Source organism: Pantoea sp. Morm, assembly GCF_016643525.1.
Taxonomy (GTDB): Bacteria; Pseudomonadota; Gammaproteobacteria; order Enterobacterales; family Enterobacteriaceae; genus Pantoea; species Pantoea dispersa.
Genome location: NZ_VOQX01000008.1, coordinates 56,624 through 75,919 on the forward strand (window position 1 = coordinate 56,624; position 19,296 = coordinate 75,919).

Here is a 19,296-nt window from a genome sequence, read left to right on the forward strand (position 1 = left end):
GGGATATGAAGTCGATATTATTGTTTGCTCGGAAAAAGATATTAATGCTGGATAAGTTGATATCCGTATTTAAATTCCAATAACATCAATCTCTTTAACTATTAATACCAACGTTGTTGTACCGAACGTTAGTCACAAGAGAGTAAAAACGTCACTATGTGTGCTTTCGCGGGACAAGGTTAATATGAACAGAAGCTTTCTCTTTTGAATCAGAAACTGGATTTTTTGGCTTTTTTTTCAGCCGACCAGCCTTTGTTTTACTACCCGAAATCAGAATTTTCTCCGTGGATTCCGGCTTGATTGAAGTGTCTGATTTATGAAGCATTTTCAAGCAGGCCTGGCACTGCTCTATTTCAGGGAAAATCTTCTTGGCTGTAGCCACGGCGTGTGTATAATCAGGGAACGATCCAAGAAATTTTTTTTGATCATTTCGGAAATAGATGCAATCTTTATGATGTACTACTTTTCCTATAAATGAATTATTGCAAACATAATAATATTCGTAAATCATTAGTATTTTCGACCTCTATATCAATGTTTGTTTAACCATCTCAGCTAACGCATTATCCGGACTCACAGCCGCTATGAAGCAGACCTACGTTTTTGTAGTCTTTTAACCGAATGGTACGAGAAAAGCTAAAAAATCATCGTGGGACGGCTTGTTCTACAAGTATGCGTACATCTATTTGTATGCTCCCCGAACTACATTACGCGCATGAGTGCAATGTAAAACCGCTACGTCGAAATCTTGTTATGTTGGAATAATCATCGGAACTTAATTTAAATCAAATTGACAGCGATAAATTCATTTTTCTATGCTGAATAACCGTAGCTCTCAATGCTGTGTCTTCACTGATAATCAAATCTTCACTCATGATGAATCTTTTATAATACACAACTGTATGTCTATTTCAACTAAGGTGGCTTTTGATACGCTGGCGGCCGGGTCATTTTGTTAATCGATTACTAATGAGGGATTCTCAGGATACAATTCAACGCATGTTTTAAGAGATCCGCCACCCACCCCATTAGCTGCACTGCTCAAGCGCTTTATCGTTGCCTCCAGCCTGAAGTCGGTACCGATCCTCAAATATTAATGTCAGTATCATTCCATTAACCGTTTTAGCAAACTGTATATAAGGCTATAATTGGTGTAACAAAATATTATGATTAATTTGTTTGCCAAATATCAGACATGCCGATTTATACTATTGTGATAGAACACCTTACGTTAACTTAAGCATTCAGCTTATGTATAATTTAATTTTAAACCTGGTGTGATTTGTTTACGTTTAACAGCGCACCTATCAAGCACCTGCTTTCTAACCCTTATGCCCCACGAAATAATATCCGTGACCTTGGATTAAGGGTAATAGATTTATCATCCGAATTGAATGGACCATGATAAACGCCGCATATGTCCGTAAGAAGGATTTCTATGAATCCGATATACTTTATAAGAATACTCAGTGGCCGGTTAACCTTTCCAGCCACGGGTATAGATATTAGAACGAGTAGAATAAGCCAACGGTTACACTGGTATTATCAGCACGCTTTACAATGGGACTTTTTTTAGCTTTTGAAGTCAGTTGAGTATACGTCACGTCAGCATAGCTCCACCAGTTATCACTGAACGCATGCGTCCAGGTTAGCTCAGCATCATAACTGTATAAACCACTACCAGTTCTGTATGTACTGTAGCCAGAGTTGACACTCTGTTCATTATTAACACCATAAAAAGTATTTAAATATCTGGCATCACCAAAATTTGCTTTTGAGGAGAATTCAAGTGTATCCGACGATGTCTCAAGAATTTTAAATTTCAGTCCTGCATTATATTGCATGCCCTGGCTGTCAGTAAGAGGGGCAATGACGTTACCTTCAAGCGCCAGGTATGGATTAATCTGCCAGCCAAGGGTCGACGTGGAATTAATGGCCGCCTTTATCTTCCCCATCCCTTTAAGCTTATCTGAGCCGTCCCGCCAGTCGGCATCAGCGTCTTTTCTGCCAGAATAATAGCCCAGAGTTTCTCCGGCATAAAGGCCGTTTTCCCATGCATACTGGTAACCAATGCCCTTATCTGAGTCCAGGAAAAAGTTGCCGTGCTGGATTTTCAGGTAAGGGAGTACACTATAAGTATCTTCATCCGAACCGCTGTACTTTGCCATTTCCTGAACGCCAACCCCGAGAGTAACATCAGTGGTTGGGGTACTATCAGCAAGCACGCTGAAAGACATCACCGCGGACGGAAAGATAATCATGGCTGAAATGAACTTATTATGTTTCTTCATGGTTAATATTTTCTGTAATATCCTAAAATGAAAGGCGATTATGCCCTTCTTAAATCAATTAACAGTCCAGTAATAATCAAGATTTCATCAAGGCACTAAATGAAAAAAATATTGATCGTAGAAGACGACCTGGATGCCGCAAACGTGCTGGAAGCGTATCTGAAAAGAGATCATTTTCAGACCGTGATGGCACATGACGGGCATAAGGGACTGGAGCTGGCTACAAGCGAAAAGCCGGATTTGATTTTGCTGGACGTCATGCTGCCGGGGATGAGTGGGACTGACATACTCCTCACCCTGCGCCGGCGCTCCGATGTGCCGGTTATTATGGTAACCGCTATCGGCGATGGTCCGGATAAAATCAGTGCGCTTCGTTACGGTGCCGATGACTATGTAGTTAAACCCTATAACCCGGGAGAAGTAGTGGCGAGGGTACAGGCCGTGCTGCGCCGTTCCAGTTCAACATCTGCGGCTAAGACGCTACGACACGATAAGATTTTTGCAGACCTGGAGGCAATGCAGGCCAGTATCGATGGCCCTGAAGGAATGACGGCACTGGATCTGACTGCGACCGAACTGTCGCTCCTGATAACCTTTATGACGTCCCCTCAAAAAGCTTTTACCCGGCAAGCCCTGCTTGAGGCGTGCCTTCCAGACAGTAATGCACTTGAACGCGTTGTTGATACCCATATTTATAACCTTAGAAAAAAGCTGGAAGCGGCGGGTCAGTCCAATGTGCTGATCAATGTCCGTGGGATTGGCTACCGGATGACTGCGGTATGAAACAACTCAGGGAAAATCAGGCCAGAGATGAGGCTGAGCCGAAAAAAAGGAATTCGCTACGGAACTGGATTTACAGGCGACTCTTTTCGCTGGTGTTAGGTTGCATTGTTGTTATTGCGTTTTGCATGTGGTTACGTTATTTCATAACTAACCTCTTGGTCAGTTATGAGATGCCAGCTGCTGTACGAACGGAACTTTCGCATTTACGAAAAAATCCTGAAAATGATCCTGGCCGGTACCATGAGATTATTGATAGATGGTATGGCATCGATTATTCCGATCCCTCCATTGCATCGTCAGACTGGCTATTGCTGTTTGCACTTGTATTAGTTGCCGCTCCGGTTCTGCTTTTCATCATGCTGCGCTCCGTTCGGCCTGTTTCAGTTCATATCAGCCGGCTGGCTTCCGTAGCTCGTGCGGTTACCAGAGGCAATTTTGGTGTCAGCACGGCTGTTCCGGCAGAACTTCCGGATGAGCTGAAGCGACTTTCCGAGGATATTAATGCAATGTCCGGTCAGCTATCCCGCTATGAAAAAGAACTCAAAGCGTCGAGTGTTGCGCTGGCTCACGAACTCCGTTCACCGCTGACAGCATCAATTGGCAGGCTGCAGGGTATGCTGGATGGCGTGTTTGAACCTTCACCCTCGCAGCTGAATATGGTGATGCAACAATTGCAAAATCTGAACCGTCTGGTTGATGACCTGCATCTGCTGTCGCTGGCCGATGCAGGCCAGCTGCATCTGAACAAAACAGCATGTAACGTCATTGAGCTGATACGTGAAAAAATCGCATGGGCCAGACCTCGACTCATTGAAAGCGGCGTGGATGTCACTTTACTCAGTCAGTCAGTAGCGCAGTGCCACGCCGATCCTTTCCGACTGGGGCAGGTGATATTAATCCTGCTGGATAACGCAATAAGGTACGCTGCCGACGGGAAAACGATTGAAATCGAATATTATCTAAAAGGCGGCCAACTGACCATTACCTGCAGCGACCGCGGGCCAGGCGTGAGTGATGAATTTATGCAGACTATTTTTGACCGCTTCTCCCGTGCTGATGCTTCACGCGCCCGTCATTCCGGAGGGTCGGGTCTTGGCCTTTCCATCGCAGCCGCGATATGTCAGGCGCATGGTGGAGAACTGAACGCGCGCCGAAACCAGTATGACGGATTGACATTTGTCGTGACGCTTCCGGCCATTCCACCGGAAGGCATATAGTGCTTATCACCCGAATCTTGATACTTTCTAAACCGTATCTGGATTAACTTATTCTGTAATGCATGTAGCAGGGGGAGAGCATGCATGCATTACAGTGAACTTACTGACGTACTCAGAATCATGATTTATGTCATAGAAAAGAAACCGTTTTGTACCTCTGTCGCTGGACTGGGATTTATCGTTATGTTTCTGCTGTCTGTATGCAGCAGGCGCTGACTTTTCTCACTCTGGATGCTTAAAACATCGTTTTTCCTGTGGTTAATGCGTTCGCCCATCGCAGTTTGTAGGCCCAGTCCTTACCGACGGATCCCATTGAAAACCTCATCTCTTTGCCTGTGATGGCACAGTACTCCCGCGCTGAAGTGATATTCATCCACATCAAGAGGCTGCCCGGACTTATATCGATATATTTCATATTAATGCCGCCATTGGGCACGTCGAAATAAACGATGCTATCACTTTCAACCATAAAGATGAGATCCATGGCGCAGGGCTCATTTCCGATAAAAAGAATATGGCCAAAAACCATATGCTTCATAGCCTTGATAATTGTTATGAGGTTTTCCCTGGAATAACACTCAATCTTATCGGTGAACCGCGACTTAAACAGAAAAATATAAAAATCCGCCAGTTCCTCTGCACTATACTGATTCAAATCACAACAACGACCACCGGCCCTTAAAAAACGGTTGTACTCATTTCTGCGATTCTTTTCCGTCTTGGATGAATAGCTGCTCTTGGCAAAGCACACTTTTGTTTTTCTTGCTACTGCAAAGTTAACATTTCTGAAGTTTCCCTTATTAAAATGAGATATTTTGTTGGCCTTCTCAGGGAAAAAAAGTGTTTCACCTTTCGCTATAGGGAGCATGATTTCATCATAAGATAGTGGAAATTTTTTCCACTGGTCCACCCCTATTTTTTTGGGGCCCACCAAAGCATATGCAGCAATGTATTCGCCATTTCTTTCTTTATGAAAATAGGAAACGGGTTGGCTGTGATGTGTAGCGAAAAATCGTATAACGTCGGGGTGCATATTAACGCTTCCACCAAAGCGTTTATAACAGAGTTCATAAATGCTGGCGTCGGATGTTTTCCAGCCGTACAACGCTCGTTTTAACTGGCTCATTTTAAATCAAACCTGATAATTTAATTATTTATCGTACAAAGACTGACTCATTCAGTTCGAATTGACGTTACCGCCCAGTGCCTGAAAAAGCTGAATGTCCTGCAGAAAAAGATGAAGACGCTCTTCGTTACTTTCCCGCCTTGCATCGAGAAGGCTATTTTCAGCGTCCAGGCAGTCAAAACTGGAGCGATCACCCGCCTGCGCGCTTAACTTTGTCATCTTCAGCATTTCCGTCCTGTTCGCCGACAGGCTTACTGATTCTTCATATCGCGACCGTCCTGCCTGACGCTCAGCCATCGCATCAGAGGTATCTCTGAAAGCCTGTTTAATCACTTTTTCATAGTCGGCTGCGGCGATCTGCTGGGAAATCTCAGCCGCGTGAAGGTTCGCCATGTTCCGCCCGTTGTTGAATATGGGGAGGTTTATATTCGGCGAAAAACTCCATGCTGCGGTGCCGGCAGAGAACAGGTCACCAAGCGCTGCTGAGGAACTTCCACCTGACGCCGTGAGTGAAATGGTGGGGAAGAATGCAGCCCGCGCCGCGCCGATATCTGCATTTGCCTGCCGCATCCTGAATTCAGCCGCCGCTACGTCTGGTCGCTTCTGGAGAACAGTTGATGGAAGGTCTGGCTGCAGGGGTGGGAAATCAGCCAGATCCGTAAATGCTACGTTTTCCATAAGTCTTAACGGAGGGTCACCGCCCAATAGCAACTGCAGAGCATCGTAGTCTTTCTGAACCGATGCCCGCAGCGCGGCAACGTCCTGTTGCTGACGTCGTAGCGCGGTATCCTGACTGAGCAGCGTTTCCTGACTAACGTCGCCGAGCCGCCAGGCGGCGGCCTGCATACTCTGCATTTGGCGGAGGTTAGCTGATTTCCGTTCGGCCAGCCTCAGGTTCTCTTTATCAGCGAGAAAAGTCAGGTACGACGACGCGGCCTGAGCAGTAATGGAAAGCCTCAGCGCGCGCGCGGTGGCGTCAGTGGCCAGATAGTTGTTAAGCGCTGAGTCCTTCATACTGCGCAGGCGGCCCCAGAAATCCAGTTCCCACGATGCGGAAACGAGCTTTGCATCAAACTGGTGATAAGTCAGTGCTCCGGTATCAACAGTATCCAGCAGCCCGGCTGGCTCATGTGCCGAGGTCTGGGAAAACGAAGCGTTTACCGAGGGTAAAATAGACAGGCGTTCTATACCGTATAATTCCTGCGCTTTTCTGAGATTAAGAGCGGCTTCCTTCAGATCCATATTATTTCTGAGGGAGAGGCCGATGATTACCCGCAGGTTTCTATCTTTATAAAAATCGCCCTCACCTACCGCATTTTCACTACTTTGTGCGCTGAACTGGTGATTCCACTGGTCAGGCACCCTGACATCAGGTTTCTTATAGTCAGGCTGTAGCTGGCAGCCAGCCAGAATGCTGCACGCCAGAAGTAAAGCGGCGTGATGGTTAAACGCGCTGATTTTCATTGTACAAATCGTTTTCCGGTTGATTAATGCCTGGAGAAAATGTCTGGTGTGACGTCTGAGTTCGGGTATTGTGCAACTGTTTTATCAACGGTCGACCAAGGGAATATCAAGAATTAAACAAGGGGCTTATTTAATCTATTTAGCGTCACTCTTGACCAATTCTTGACTCTCCCTTCAACGTTCCTTGAACTGGCGGATTTAAACTTGGCCAGATAACTTATTCATATTGCGGATCCCAGCTCAGATAATTCAGATGAAAATAAAAACCGGACTAACGCTAGCCCCCCGTAATTTTAGATCCTGCCGAACCCATTTCGTGACTGCCGGGTTATTAATGACCTTGCTAATGAGTGGTTGTGATGATCCCCAGCGTGCGGGGTCATCACAACCACCTCTCGTCAGAACAAGTGCTGTGGCCGCATCTGTGCCCGCAAAGCAGGTAAAATGGTCAGGAAAGCTTCTTCCGGCCAGAGAGGTCTCCCTGAGTTTTCGCACCGGCGGCCGCCTCGCTGAGCGGCGTGTTGACGTCGGCACGCGAGTGGTTCGTGGTGCAGTTCTTGCCAGACTTGATGCCACGCAAAGCAGAGAGCAGGTTCTGTCTGCACGTGCTGCGCTCAGTGAAGCCGATGCTCAACTGCGCAAGGCAAAGCTGGATGTGGAGAGAATGGTGAAGCTGGTTGAAATAGGCACCGCATCACGTGCCAGGCTCCAGGAGGCGACCACCACGCTGGCTGCCGCTCAGGCGCAGCAGTCGCGAGCCACCGCCCAGCTAGCCGAGGCAACAAATGATTCAGATTTTAATCTACTCAGGGCGCCTTTCGATGGAGTAATCACTGCTGTTTCTGCTTCACCAGGACAGATCCTCTCACAGGACCAGCAAATTATGCAGTTCGCCAGCGATGAAGATAAGCAACTCATTATGAATCTTCCCCCGATATTCAGTGGGCCACTTCACCCGGGTGATAAGCTTCGCGTTGAATTTGAAAATGGCGAAAGTGCCCGTGCGACTGTGCTCACTGTAAGCCCGCAGAGCGATCCTCAGACATTACTGATAGCAGTAAAAGCGTCGCTTGATGAAAAAGACGCTGCTGTGCCGCTCGGTTCAGTGCTGACCGGCGAGGTCATACAGGACAGTGACCGCGTCTACGTTATCCCTGCTGCTGCATTGACGCGTAAAGGCGATCGGACGGCCGTCTATGTGGTTTCACCTGAGGTGAAAACTCTCGAGCTTCGCCCGGTCAGGATCAGATATTACAGCGGCGACACCGCAGCGGTGTCCGGCGGACTCTCAGAAGGTGAGCAAATTGTAACGGCAGGCGTCAGCAGACTGACGCCGGGCATGAAAATTACCGTACAGGATGAGGTCCAGTAAATGAAACAGGGAAGATTTAACCTCTCCACCTGGGCGATTGAACATCAGCAAATCGTCAGCTTCCTGCTTCTGCTCATCATGTCGATTGGCTACATCTGTTATCAGGCCATGCCGAGAGAAGAGGATCCGGCGTTTACCATCAAAACGGCAATCATTAACGCCGCGTGGTCAGGCGCGTCCCCTGATGACATGGTCCATCACGTTACGGATAAAATTGAAAAGACGGTTCAGGAGCTGCCTTACATCGACAGCATTGAAAGCCAGACGCGGCGTGGGAGTACAGAAATTACCGTAAACCTCAGGGACGAAACGCCCCCTGATCAGGTAAAGCCGACCTGGGCGCTCTTGCGTAAAAAGATGCACGATCTGTCCGTGCAGCTGCCAGACGGTGTCGGTGAGCCGATGGTCAACGATGAGTATGATGCGACCTACGGCACCATACTCGGCATTATGGCTGAGGGGTACAGCAACAGGCAGCTCACAAGCCAGGCGGAGGAGATTCAGAAAGCGCTGCTCACCGTGCCCGGAATTGGACTGACTCAGTTACTGGGTACTCAGGATGACCAGATAGTCCTGCGCTACTCACCTCGTCGTCTCGCACAGATGGGCATTACGTCTGAATCACTGATCGAAGCGTTGCGGGCGCAGAACGCAGTAACCGAGGCGGGCGTTCTTCGTACTGGTAAAGACATTATTGATATTTCGCTCGACAGTGCAGTGACTTCCGTTGAAAGCCTTCGCGGTGAAGTCCTGACGATTGGGGGAAACACTTTTCCCCTGACATCCGTGGCAGATATTGATATTGAACCCTCACATCAGCTCCGACCTGTTTTTCACGTCAACGGAAAGCCTGCCGTTGGCATCGGCATCGCGATGGCCGCAGGCGGTAACATGCTTGAGTTTGGCAGAGCGCTGGATGAGAAAATTGAGCAGGTTCGCAGCCAGCTGCCGCTTGGCGTCACGATAAGCAGCGTGGCGGATCAATCTTTAGTAGTAGAAGACGCCGTTTCAGGCTTTATGCATGTGCTGGCTGAAGCCATCGTTATCGTGCTGGCAGTTTCATTCGTCTCTCTCGGGCTTCGCGCCGGCCTGGTTGTTGCCGTTGCGATTCCGGTTGTATTAGCGATGACGTTTGCCGGCATGTATCTGGCTGGAATAGGGTTGCAGAGGATATCACTGGGTGCACTTATTATCGCGCTGGGGCTGCTTGTTGATGATGCCATGATAACGATTGAGTCGATGGTATCCAGCCTTGAGCGTGGCGAGTCGCTAAAAAAGGCCGCGGCAAGTGCTTTCACTACGACCGCTTTCCCAATGCTGACCGGGACGCTGGTGATGATCGCCGGATTTATACCCGTTGGCTTTGCTAAGTCGGCTGCCGGGGAATACTGCTATTCACTTTTTGTCGTGGTGCTCATCTCGCTCCTGAGTTCATGGGTTGTGGCAGTGCTCTTTTCTCCACTAAGTGGCGTCTGGATCCTGCCAAAACAGCTCAGGCAGCATGGCCACAAACAGGGGCGGCTTGCGCGGGGGTATGCATCCTTACTCCACTATACTCTGCGCCACAGGATGCTGATTATATGCGGCTCAGTTTTCCTGCTGCTGATTTCAATAGTGTCAGTTCAGTGGATGAAATCAGAGTTTTTCCCGTCTTCGGACAGGCCAGAGCTGCTTGTCAGCTTCACTCTGCCTGAAGGCTCAACGCAGCAGGAAACGATGCGCGTTGTGGAATCCTTTGAAAAGGAACTGGAAAAGGAACATGGTCTGAGCCGCTATTCATCCTACATTGGCACCGGCGCGATACGCTTTTATCTGCCGATGGATGTCCAGTCTGATGCGGAAAACAGGGCTCAGCTGGTTCTGGTTGCCAGCAGCCTCGAAACGCGTCATGCACTGCAAAATCGCCTGACGGCATTGCTGGACAAACGCTACAGTGCTTATGTCACCCGTGTTACGCCTCTGGAGCTGGGGCCGCCAGTGGGCTGGCCAATTAAATATCGCGTGCAGGGGCCTGACAGCGAAAAGGTCCGGCAGATTGCGCAGCGTCTGGCGCAGGAGCTGGGCAATCACAGTGAGATACGCAATATTAACCTCACTTCTGGTGAACCTCAGCGTGCAATCAGAATTCAGGTCAACCAGACCCAGGCACGGCTTGCAGGGCTGTCGGGTGAACAGATAGCTCAGGCGCTGAGAACGTATTACAGCGGCGCGGTGATCACACGCGTACGTAGTGCCGATCGCCTCACAGACCTTGTACTGCGCCCCAATGAAGGGGAGCAGCAGGACACCATGAATCTTGCCAGCATGCTCATTCGCAACAATAACGGCGTAAACGTCCCGCTTGCTCAGGTAGCCACCGTAAGCTGGGGACTGGAAACGCCAGTGATCGAGCGCCGCAATCGTGCTTCACTGATTACCGTACAGGCAGACGTGGCATCGGGACAGAATGCGGATGATGTCTCTGCCAGCCTGACTTCAGCGGTGTCTGCCATGAACCAGAAGCTGCCGGACAATTACCATATATTCGAAGGCGGGGCGACAGAAGACGCTGATAAAGGTAACAGCTCACTCTTTAACGTTTTGCCCGTCACGCTGGCATGCATGTTGGGTGTGATGATGTTACAGCTCCAGAGCTATTCGCGGGTGATACTGGCTACCCTGATGGCTCCCTTCGGGTTCATCGGTGTGGTCGCTGCGCTGGTGCCAACTGGCACGCCTATGGGATTTGTCGCCATTCTGGGCGTGATTGCCTTAAGTGGGATGATTATCAGGAACGCCATCATCATGATCAGCGAGGTTGACAACAACATCCGGCTGCAGATGAGTATTAATGACGCTGTCAGCCACGCTGCAGCCCATCGCGCCAGACCTATAATGCTCACCGCCTGCGCGGCAATATTCGGCATGATCCCTATCGCCCGCCAGGTCTTCTGGGGCCCGATGGCCTACGCGATCATCGGCGGTCTGGTTGCCGCTACCGCTTTCACGCTTACTTTGCTCCCGGCACTGATGACGTATCTTCTTGAGTGGGAGAACAGAAGAAAACGCACATAAACATGTGCGTTTCTGCGCCGCTGCAGCGTCTGCATGCAGCGGCGTAAGATGGCGCAATAGATAACCGCTGAAATCCGGAAGTTTTATATCAACATAAGATGCCGGCAGTATATTCCCATTCACACAGGTTTTTCTGTCCATGAAAGTTTTAAGAAGAAAAATAATTAGTCTTTTTCTGAATGCTTATGTGTTTATCTCGCGCCGACCGACGCCGAAAAAAAATAACTTAAGCGTTATTTCGCCTCAGACTGTGGTTGTGTTTTCGACCACAGCGCTCGGCGATTTTCTGATGAATACACCGGCAATATATTCTCTGAAGTTACGATTTCCTGATGCATCATTTACGCTGGTGAGCAGCGAAAAAAACATGGCATTAGTTAAAAAGTATGGCTGGTTTGACAATATTATTCAGTGGGATAATAAAGTCATGCGCATTCTGCCATTAATAAAACAACTGCGCCGTATAAATCCGGATCTGTGCGTCATTCTGCATGCTCATTATCCTTACGATGTCATGGCTGCGTTAATGTCCAGGGCCAGTGTCGTAATTCGTGACAATTATGGAAATACTCCTGATGAACTGAATCCGTTTCTGCATGCCTGGTCCGAAAAATTCACCGGACACATTATTGCCAGAAAGCTGAAGCTTATCCGGGCTCTGGGCGCTGATGACAGGCTTTTCAGAATGCATCTGCCGACTCAATATCAAAAACCGGTGACAAACCATGGACCGTTCCGAATAGGTTTTCAGTTGGGAGCCTCAGAAGAAGACCGCCGGTGGCCTACATCCCGCTTTTGCCACCTGGCCATCGCGCTGGCAGAGCATTATCCTGATGCAGAGATTGTCATCACGGGCTCTAGGGCCGAACAGACGCTGGAGAAGGATCTCTGTGACGCTGTTCCGCCAGAAGTATGCGAGCGCATCAGGAGGCATGCGGGCAAAACGCAGCTCGATGAACTGGTCACACTGATTACTGGTCTTGACGTGCTGGTCACCGGAGATACCGGACCGATGCATATTGCAATCGCGGCAGGGGTCAGGACAGTCAGCCTGTTTGCTATGGCGAATCCGCAACACACAGGCCCCTATCAGGATCCCCATTTGCACCGGGTTATCCATCAGCCGCCCGTCAGTACAGACGTTCATCCCATGACGGGAATTTCACCCGAAACGGTTTATGCCGCGGTTAAATCATCTCTGGAGGATGCACAATGAACCGGGAGGCTCTCACGGATAAAGAGATTGTGCAGTTTCTCGAGTACTACAACAAGCCTGACCGGTTCGGTGTGTACCATAAAATACAGGAGGGTCAATATCCGGTATATAAACTCAATCTTGAAGAACATCAGCTGTGGATGATGGTAGCGGACTTCTTCTCTACCTACAGGATAGACAATAAAGGCTTCAGTCACGATACGGCTTTTTTCCGAACGGCAATTAAAAGAGGCTGGCTTGACGGGGTGAGGCAACTTTTACGAGGTAAAAACGCACCAGGCCAAAACATGACCGTGACGTTTTTGACGCTAACTGCCCGTCGTGGCGTATGGGACGAAGGCAATAACAGCACGGAGACCTTATCTCCCGGGCGGGGAGGTCTGGCTTAAAATGACTCACGGCCCGCCGCATTGTCTCAGGCGGCGGGTGCTGCTTCTTAACCCCAAAACAATACTACTGAACAGCTCTGGGTTTGGATGTCAGTCCGGTAAGTGTCAGGCGCGTATGGCTTCTTACAACATCAACGAGCGCATACCGGCGTCTGTATTCCGCACGTTTTTTACTGGGCACCTCATCCAGATTTTTCCTGGTAATATCAAGAGGGATCGAATAAAAACTGTCCCTTTGCAAAACACCGCCGGACATTTCCCAGAAAGAATTATAATCCGCATGCATGTGCTTAATTCGGTTTTTGTATCTGACAGACTGGTATACATGAAGTTTATTAGACACAGCAATTATGCTTTCAATGTTGAACAGTTCAGCAATTTGTACCAGCGATTCCAGGACCAGCCGCTTAGGAAATAAACCGTATAAACTTTTAGTCGCCTGCTGAACAAGTCCCTGCGTGTTTTCTCCGTTAGGGCCCTGTAGACCGCCGATAATTAACGATCGTTTATTATTTCGAATGCAAAGCACAAACGTTATCTCCGCCAGCATCTGGCCGGAGCCATTACGAAGAATAATGCTGGCCTCACCTTCTTTATCCAGTCTGTATGTTGAGACAAGCTGAAGAGTGAAAGGCTGGTCGTCCTTTCCTGTAAACCTGCTCAGACAGAGTCCTTCAGGATCGATATGCTGCCTGAATCGAACGTCACCAAGAAGCTGCATAATTCTTCTGTAATGGTAAAGAATTGCCTCCGATTTATCTGTGACTGAAAGTGCCGTGCTTAAATAAGGTCTATGAACCCTGCAGGGCAACCGGGGCTGATTTTTGAGAATCTCATTGCAGGCCGGATGGTTCGCAATGAGATTCAAAATCTGGTAAGTTTTTATCGGCATTAGCAGAGAGCGTATAAAAAATTTGAATCTGAAATGCCGTGAAACCCAGAAATTATGCGGCTGAAACTTTCCTTTTGATAGAGCAAAGTACAGTCCGAGTGGTGTTGTAGGAGGTTTAACTACTGGTTTACCAATGAAAATGAGTGACATAATTTCTTTCCGGAAATTGCCGACAATCTCATTAGTCAACTATTTGAGAGAATGTCGTGCTGGCTAATTTCTTAATTTTTTAAAATCAATAATCTGATTACAAATCCATTCTAATTATTATAAATCTTAATAATCAAAAATCAGTCAATTGAAAATCAATGTTGAGTCAATGCAGAAGTTATCGCTTAGCCGGTTAACAAGGTCTGGGGTAGTCTAATCTGTAAAATTGCGATTTAAAGGGTATCAACCCTGACAGGCAACAGATTTTAAGGTCGACTTTTAGGTATGTCTCAGCAAAAAAAATTTTTGATGAGACCGGCATCATTAAGTGAACTGGTGACATGCTAACCCTTAAGAATTCCGACACTGCTAAAATGTCCCCGTGCTTTGGCGAGTAACTCAATCTGCTCTTTATCGGTGAGGCACAGTTTTTTGAAATCTCAGCGAGAGGGGTGCAGCTTACAAGCGCCCTCCTCTTGAATATTGCCGTACTCATAGGTACAAGCATTCACGACCCACCGCCGGCCGCATTGTCTGCGTTATTTTACTTGACTGAAAACATGACAGGATAGGTTAAGAACTGGCCCCCACGTCATGCCGTCCGCATATATATACAATCATATGAAATGATTATTCTTTTTCTCAATGGGCCTGTAAAGCTTACCTTTCTGCCGTGAAAAAAACTTCAACTAGCTGTGCGTCAACGTGACCCACGCAGATGGTAAGTGGCTGTCCATTCCTTCCTCAAAGTCTGATACAGGCGTTGCTTTGATTATTCGTTTCCATACGAACCTGCAAACCTGCACAAACTCGTAAAAGAATTTTTTGCTCTGTTTCTGACATCGATAAATTGCGGATTGGATGATTCTCCTTTATCACGACTTCTGGGCCTTTCATAGAAACGATATGGGTGTTAATTGCGAAGCAGCACACAGTTTGCCGTGTGAAGCGTTGACGCCACGTAAATGCCCGGTTATAAAACTGTTAATTCATATATATGAATAGAGGTTTGTATGTTTACGGAAAAAACTGTCTCAAAATTGCCACGCTATCAGTTTCTGTATGATTTGCTCTCAGAACAAATTGCCGCGAATCGATGGCTTCCAGGGGAGTTGTTTCCTACAGAGGCAGCTTTAGCTTCTGAATTCAGACTCTCGACAGGAACGGTACGAAAAGCGATCGATCTCCTGGTAGCAGAAGGCATACTGGAAAAACAGCAAGGGCGTGGCACCTTTGTAAGGCGCCCGCGCTTTGATTTTTCACTTTTCCGATTTTTTCGTTTTTCTTCAGTTAATGGAAAAAATTTGATTCCTGACAGCACGATTCTTTCAATGTCGGTTCAGAAACCCTCTGACGCTGCCTCAGATAAGCTCAAATTAAACAGGGAAAATTCCTCTGCAATAAAAATAAAGCGTCTGCGTACACTTGCTGGAGAACCTCTTCTCTACGAGGAGATATGGCTGCCCCTGCCCCTTTTTTCTCCTCTGCTTGATGTCGACATTGAGAGAGAAGGGATGTTGCTTTACCCACTTTATGAAAAATACTGCGGGCAGATGGTCGCTTTTGCAGATGAAGCTCTCACAGCAGAAGCCGCGGAAAATCCACTTACGCAGGTTCTGCAGATCCGGGAAGGAACCCCCGTTATTGCAATTGAAAGAGTGGCACGTAATTTTGCGGGAGAACCTCTTGAATGGCGGCGCAGCTTAGGTAGTGCCCAGCATTTCAGCTATAGCATTCAAATCCGATAATTTTTACGAAGGAATATAAGCAATGTTTTCATGGTATAAAGTTATTTCAAAAGGTGAGCGAAGAACTTTCTGGGCATGCTTTGGTGGGTGGAGCGTTGATGCACTTGAAGTCCAGATGTTTGCACTTGCAATCCCTACACTGATAACCGTTTTTGCACTGACTAAGTCAGATGCGGGCCTGATAAGCGCTATCACACTGATTACCTCCGCGTTAGGAGGATGGATTGGTGGGTCGCTGTCAGATCGTTATGGTCGCGTTCGCACCCTTCAGTGCATGATTCTCTGGTTCAGCATATTTACTTTTCTCTCAGCCTTCGCGGTCAACTATCAGCAACTCATATTTATTAAAGCTATGCAGGGTATTGGAATTGGTGGTGAATGGGCCGCGGGAGCAGTGCTCATGGCAGAAACAATTCGTCCCGAGTTACGCGGTAAAGTTATGGGTGTGGTGCAAAGTGCCTGGGCAATAGGATGGGGAGGCGCAGTATTAGTTTTTACGCTCATTTTTAGTTTTTTACCAGAGAATTACGCATGGCGTGCCATGTTCATTATTGGTCTTCTGCCTGCTTTGCTGGTCATTTACATTCGCCGAAAAGTTGTTGAACCAGACACGGAAAATAGCAGAAAAAATAAAAATAGAGAGGTCTCCCTCTTCTCTTCAATGCTCAGGATATTCCAAAATCAATATATTAAGGTCACTCTGTGGGGCGGCGTGCTGGGGCTTGGTGCACATGGTGGATATTATGCCATTATGACCTGGCTACCCACTTATCTTAAGACTGAGCGTCATCTTAACGTGATGAGCACAGGTGGTTATCTCGCTGTGATTATTTTTGCCTTCTGTTGCGGTTGTATTTGCAGTGGCATGCTGATTGATAAAATTGGCAGAAGAAAGAATATTATATTTTTTGCTTTTGCATGTATTATTACTGTGCAGGCGTATTTGTTTCTCCCGGTTACGAACGGTGCCATGTTTGTTATGGGTTTCCCATTAGGTTTTTTTGCTGCGGGTATCCCGGCAAGTCTTGGTTCCTTTTTTAATGAGTTATACCCGTCAGATGTGCGCGGAGCCGGGGTAGGGTTTTGTTACAACTTTGGGCGCATTCTTTCTTCGGTTTTTCCTTTTGTTGTGGGTTATATGAGCCAGTCAATGTCTCTTGGCCAGGCTATCGGAATTGATACCGGCATCGCCTATGGCGTGGCAGTTATTGCAGCATTAATACTGCCTGAAACCCGAGGACGCCCTCTGGAGCAGCCACAGAACCCTTCTGAAGAAAACCTTGTTCTGACTTCAAAATCCGACTAAGACTAAAATATGTTTAAGAAAAACGAAATTACAGGAATTGATGTCCATGCTCACGTTTTTACAACGAACTTGCGTTATATTCCTCATCGGCGTTATACGCCCTCCTATAATGCGACAGCTATCGATTTTTTTAACTGTCTGGATTCTATAGGTTTTAGTCATGGCGTGCTGGTTCAGCCAAGCTTTCTTGGCACTGATAACAGCTATCTGCTATCTACTCTGCAGTCGTCTTCTGGGCGGCTAAAAGGAATTGCTGTCATAGGACCCGAGCACTCCATGACGGAACTTGAAAGCATGGCGGCTATGGGCGTTACGGGTATTCGACTGAATTGTATCGGAAAGGAAAATCCTCACAGTCGGGACAAGTCTTTTATAAAGATGATGGAAAAAGTCGCCTCGCTGGGATGGCACGTTGAAATTCATCAGAACGGATTACTTGTAAGGGAACTGGTACAAAATCTCCTTCCCTATGGTATAGAAATAGTCATCGACCACTTCGGACGACCGGATATGACTTTTCCTGCTGACATGCTGAAGCTGAAACAAATTTTAACTCTGAGCGAAAAAGAAAATGTAATGATTAAAGCTTCTGGTCTATACAGGCTCTGGCACCGCCATGAAAATGACCGCACTAATGCAGAACGACTAATGAATATTTTTATTAAGAATTTTTCTAAAGAAAGGATAATGATAGGCAGCGATTGGCCGCATACTCAATTCGAAAGTCAAGTAAGCTATAACGGTGTGATGAATGAACTCATTTCTTTTGCATCTGAGAATAATATAAAAGAGTATGTTTGCATAAAAAACGCCCAGCGACTTTATGGATTTTAATTTCCCGACGAGAACGTTTTTTTATAAGGAATAAAATTGCAGCATTTAAAACGTCTCAAAATGTACATTCAACGGTGAGATTTTAACCTGTAGATGCTGACGTTAGCGCATCAGGCTGGAAACGGGGCTGATTATCGGCGTGGGCTTCGGGGCGGCCAGGACGCTGGCCAGCTCGCCAACCACGCTCCAAAGAAGTGGACGAAGACCCAAAGCGTGGTGGATTTGCCCGACCGGAACCGTCAGCGTATTGATCACCCCGGGCCGGCACGGGGACGAAGCGCAGTATTCGAATACGGCATCGTGCATCTGCGACCATCCCACTAACGACGCCCGGGACATTATTGAATCGGTCCTGCGCGGCTGAGCGTGCTATTTCAGGTATGGCGTTAATCCCGCCGATTTTGCTATTTTCATTATGTTTTGGCCAGTGTAATCTGCCATAGTCCTGACAAAACTTACCAGCACGCTATGCCTGAATGCCTGTTACAGGCCCTTCCCGGATGCTCTCCTGATATCCGGTAGCCTGTGCAGAATAATCTTTGCGACAAAGTTCGTTCAGTCATAAGTTTGAAATGTTCAGTGATTTTTCGCGTCGGCAGACTGCTCAGGCTCTTGTCTGCGTAATCAAGCTAAAGTTCCGGCACGAAATGCCGAACATGATGAAAGGGGTGCCGTCAGAACAGGGTATGTTCGCCAGGCGGCGCATCCGATCAGATTATCAGGCCTGAGAGTCAGCCCCCGGTCATGCAGTAATGCTGATTTTTTCAACGCGGTGCTGTAGAATACGCAGCCGGGCCAGGTTGTGGCATTCACATTATGGGTTTACACTCAGGCAAACGGAGTATTTATCAAGAGGTTTTATGCGATTTGAAAACTGCCTGGAAGAGATGAGCGTTATCAGTCATGTGCTCTCTACGGTGACCTCAAACGCTTCACAATTTTCTTCTGATGATGCTCAGAAACATCACCCTACGGTCTTTCGCCGTAAAAATTATCGTCGCGTGCGTGGCGCGCTCAAGGCCGCTGCAAAATACAGCCGTTTCAGAGCTGATGAGAACCAGAACCTTTCCTCAGACCCTGGCGTCGCTGCGCAGGTGGATGAAGTCGAGCGCAGTCTGGCAGATCTTGCCGCCAGACAAGTCAGGCTGACTCATGCCATATCCGGAATGAGTGCGGAAAGTATTCGCGAAAGCTTCGGTGAAGATCGTTATCAGAACCTACGAAACCTCGATCTGAGCATCAGGGGACTGGAGGGGTACGTTAATCAGATTATCCGCAGCGCCGGTAACCCGCATCCTTACATTCTGCGTCTGAGCAGAGCGATAACTGAGTGCCGTCTGGCGGTAGCTGATTTGCTGATGATCCTCGATCAATGTTTCCAGACCGTGGAATTTTCGGCTTCGCGCACCGGCCTGATTGATGAAGACGTTTTTGCTGATTTTATCTATCACTGA

The 19,296-nt window shown here is 47.6% G+C and carries 14 protein-coding genes; 10 read left to right on the plus strand and 4 right to left on the minus strand.

Features of this window, described 5'->3' with window-relative positions:
- Positions 1–1,505: 1,505 nt before the first annotated feature.
- Positions 1,506–2,291 carry a MipA/OmpV family protein gene (locus FT726_RS04900; RefSeq protein WP_346302486.1) on the minus strand — a complete coding sequence of 262 codons (786 nt, stop codon included), beginning with the start codon at positions 2,289–2,291 and terminating at the stop codon, positions 1,506–1,508.
- Between the two features lie 99 nt (positions 2,292–2,390).
- On the opposite strand from FT726_RS04900, the gene FT726_RS04905 reads away from it, so the two are divergent.
- Complete coding sequence (locus FT726_RS04905) at positions 2,391–3,074, plus strand: response regulator (protein ID WP_346302487.1); 684 nt, start codon at positions 2,391–2,393, stop codon at positions 3,072–3,074.
- On the plus strand, positions 3,071–4,291 hold the full coding sequence (locus tag FT726_RS04910; RefSeq protein ID WP_346302488.1) for an ATP-binding protein: 1,221 nt from the start codon (positions 3,071–3,073) through the stop codon (positions 4,289–4,291). Before FT726_RS04905 ends, FT726_RS04910 begins: the two co-directional genes overlap by 4 nt.
- Before the next feature lie 235 nt (positions 4,292–4,526).
- Here FT726_RS04910 and FT726_RS04915 read toward each other — a convergent pair whose 3' ends face one another.
- Positions 4,527–5,417 (minus strand): hypothetical protein, encoded by an 891-nt coding sequence (locus FT726_RS04915; protein ID WP_346302489.1) that lies wholly within the window; start codon positions 5,415–5,417, stop codon positions 4,527–4,529.
- 51 nt (positions 5,418–5,468) lie between these two features.
- Complete coding sequence (locus FT726_RS04920) at positions 5,469–6,881, minus strand: efflux transporter outer membrane subunit (RefSeq protein WP_346302490.1); 1,413 nt, start codon at positions 6,879–6,881, stop codon at positions 5,469–5,471.
- Between the two features lie 412 nt (positions 6,882–7,293).
- Here FT726_RS04920 and FT726_RS04925 point away from each other — a divergent pair, with 412 nt between their 5' ends.
- From FT726_RS04925 to FT726_RS04940, 4 genes are all read left to right on the plus strand, one after another.
- Positions 7,294–8,253, plus strand: a complete 960-nt coding sequence (locus tag FT726_RS04925) for an efflux RND transporter periplasmic adaptor subunit (protein ID WP_346302491.1) — start codon at positions 7,294–7,296, stop codon at positions 8,251–8,253.
- The gene (locus FT726_RS04930) at positions 8,254–11,307 is read left to right on the plus strand and encodes an efflux RND transporter permease subunit (protein ID WP_346302492.1); all 3,054 of its coding nucleotides are present in this window, start codon (positions 8,254–8,256) and stop codon (positions 11,305–11,307) included.
- Positions 11,308–11,446: 139 nt separating this feature from the next.
- Positions 11,447–12,523 carry a glycosyltransferase family 9 protein gene (locus FT726_RS04935; protein WP_346302493.1) on the plus strand — a complete coding sequence of 359 codons (1,077 nt, stop codon included), beginning with the start codon at positions 11,447–11,449 and terminating at the stop codon, positions 12,521–12,523.
- A complete protein-coding gene (locus tag FT726_RS04940; RefSeq protein ID WP_346302494.1) occupies positions 12,520–12,912 on the plus strand; it encodes a hypothetical protein in 393 nt (130 codons plus the stop codon). The genes FT726_RS04935 and FT726_RS04940 overlap by 4 nt, the downstream gene beginning before the upstream one ends.
- A 64-nt stretch (positions 12,913–12,976) precedes the next feature.
- Here FT726_RS04940 and FT726_RS04945 read toward each other — a convergent pair whose 3' ends face one another.
- The gene (locus FT726_RS04945; protein ID WP_346302495.1) at positions 12,977–13,954 is read right to left on the minus strand and encodes a VirK/YbjX family protein; all 978 of its coding nucleotides are present in this window, start codon (positions 13,952–13,954) and stop codon (positions 12,977–12,979) included.
- 1,013 nt (positions 13,955–14,967) lie between these two features.
- Between FT726_RS04945 and FT726_RS04950 the strand changes: the two genes are divergently transcribed.
- The 4 genes from FT726_RS04950 (at position 14,968) to FT726_RS04965 (ending at position 19,296) form a co-directional block, all read left to right on the plus strand.
- Complete coding sequence (locus FT726_RS04950; RefSeq protein WP_346302496.1) at positions 14,968–15,702, plus strand: GntR family transcriptional regulator; 735 nt, start codon at positions 14,968–14,970, stop codon at positions 15,700–15,702.
- 22 nt (positions 15,703–15,724) lie between these two features.
- Positions 15,725–17,008 (plus strand): MFS transporter, encoded by a 1,284-nt coding sequence (locus FT726_RS04955; protein WP_346302497.1) that lies wholly within the window; start codon positions 15,725–15,727, stop codon positions 17,006–17,008.
- A 9-nt stretch (positions 17,009–17,017) separates the two neighbouring features.
- Positions 17,018–17,842 (plus strand): amidohydrolase family protein, encoded by an 825-nt coding sequence (locus tag FT726_RS04960; protein WP_346302498.1) that lies wholly within the window; start codon positions 17,018–17,020, stop codon positions 17,840–17,842.
- Between the two features lie 800 nt (positions 17,843–18,642).
- On the plus strand, positions 18,643–19,296 hold the full coding sequence (locus FT726_RS04965) for a hypothetical protein (RefSeq protein WP_346302499.1): 654 nt from the start codon (positions 18,643–18,645) through the stop codon (positions 19,294–19,296).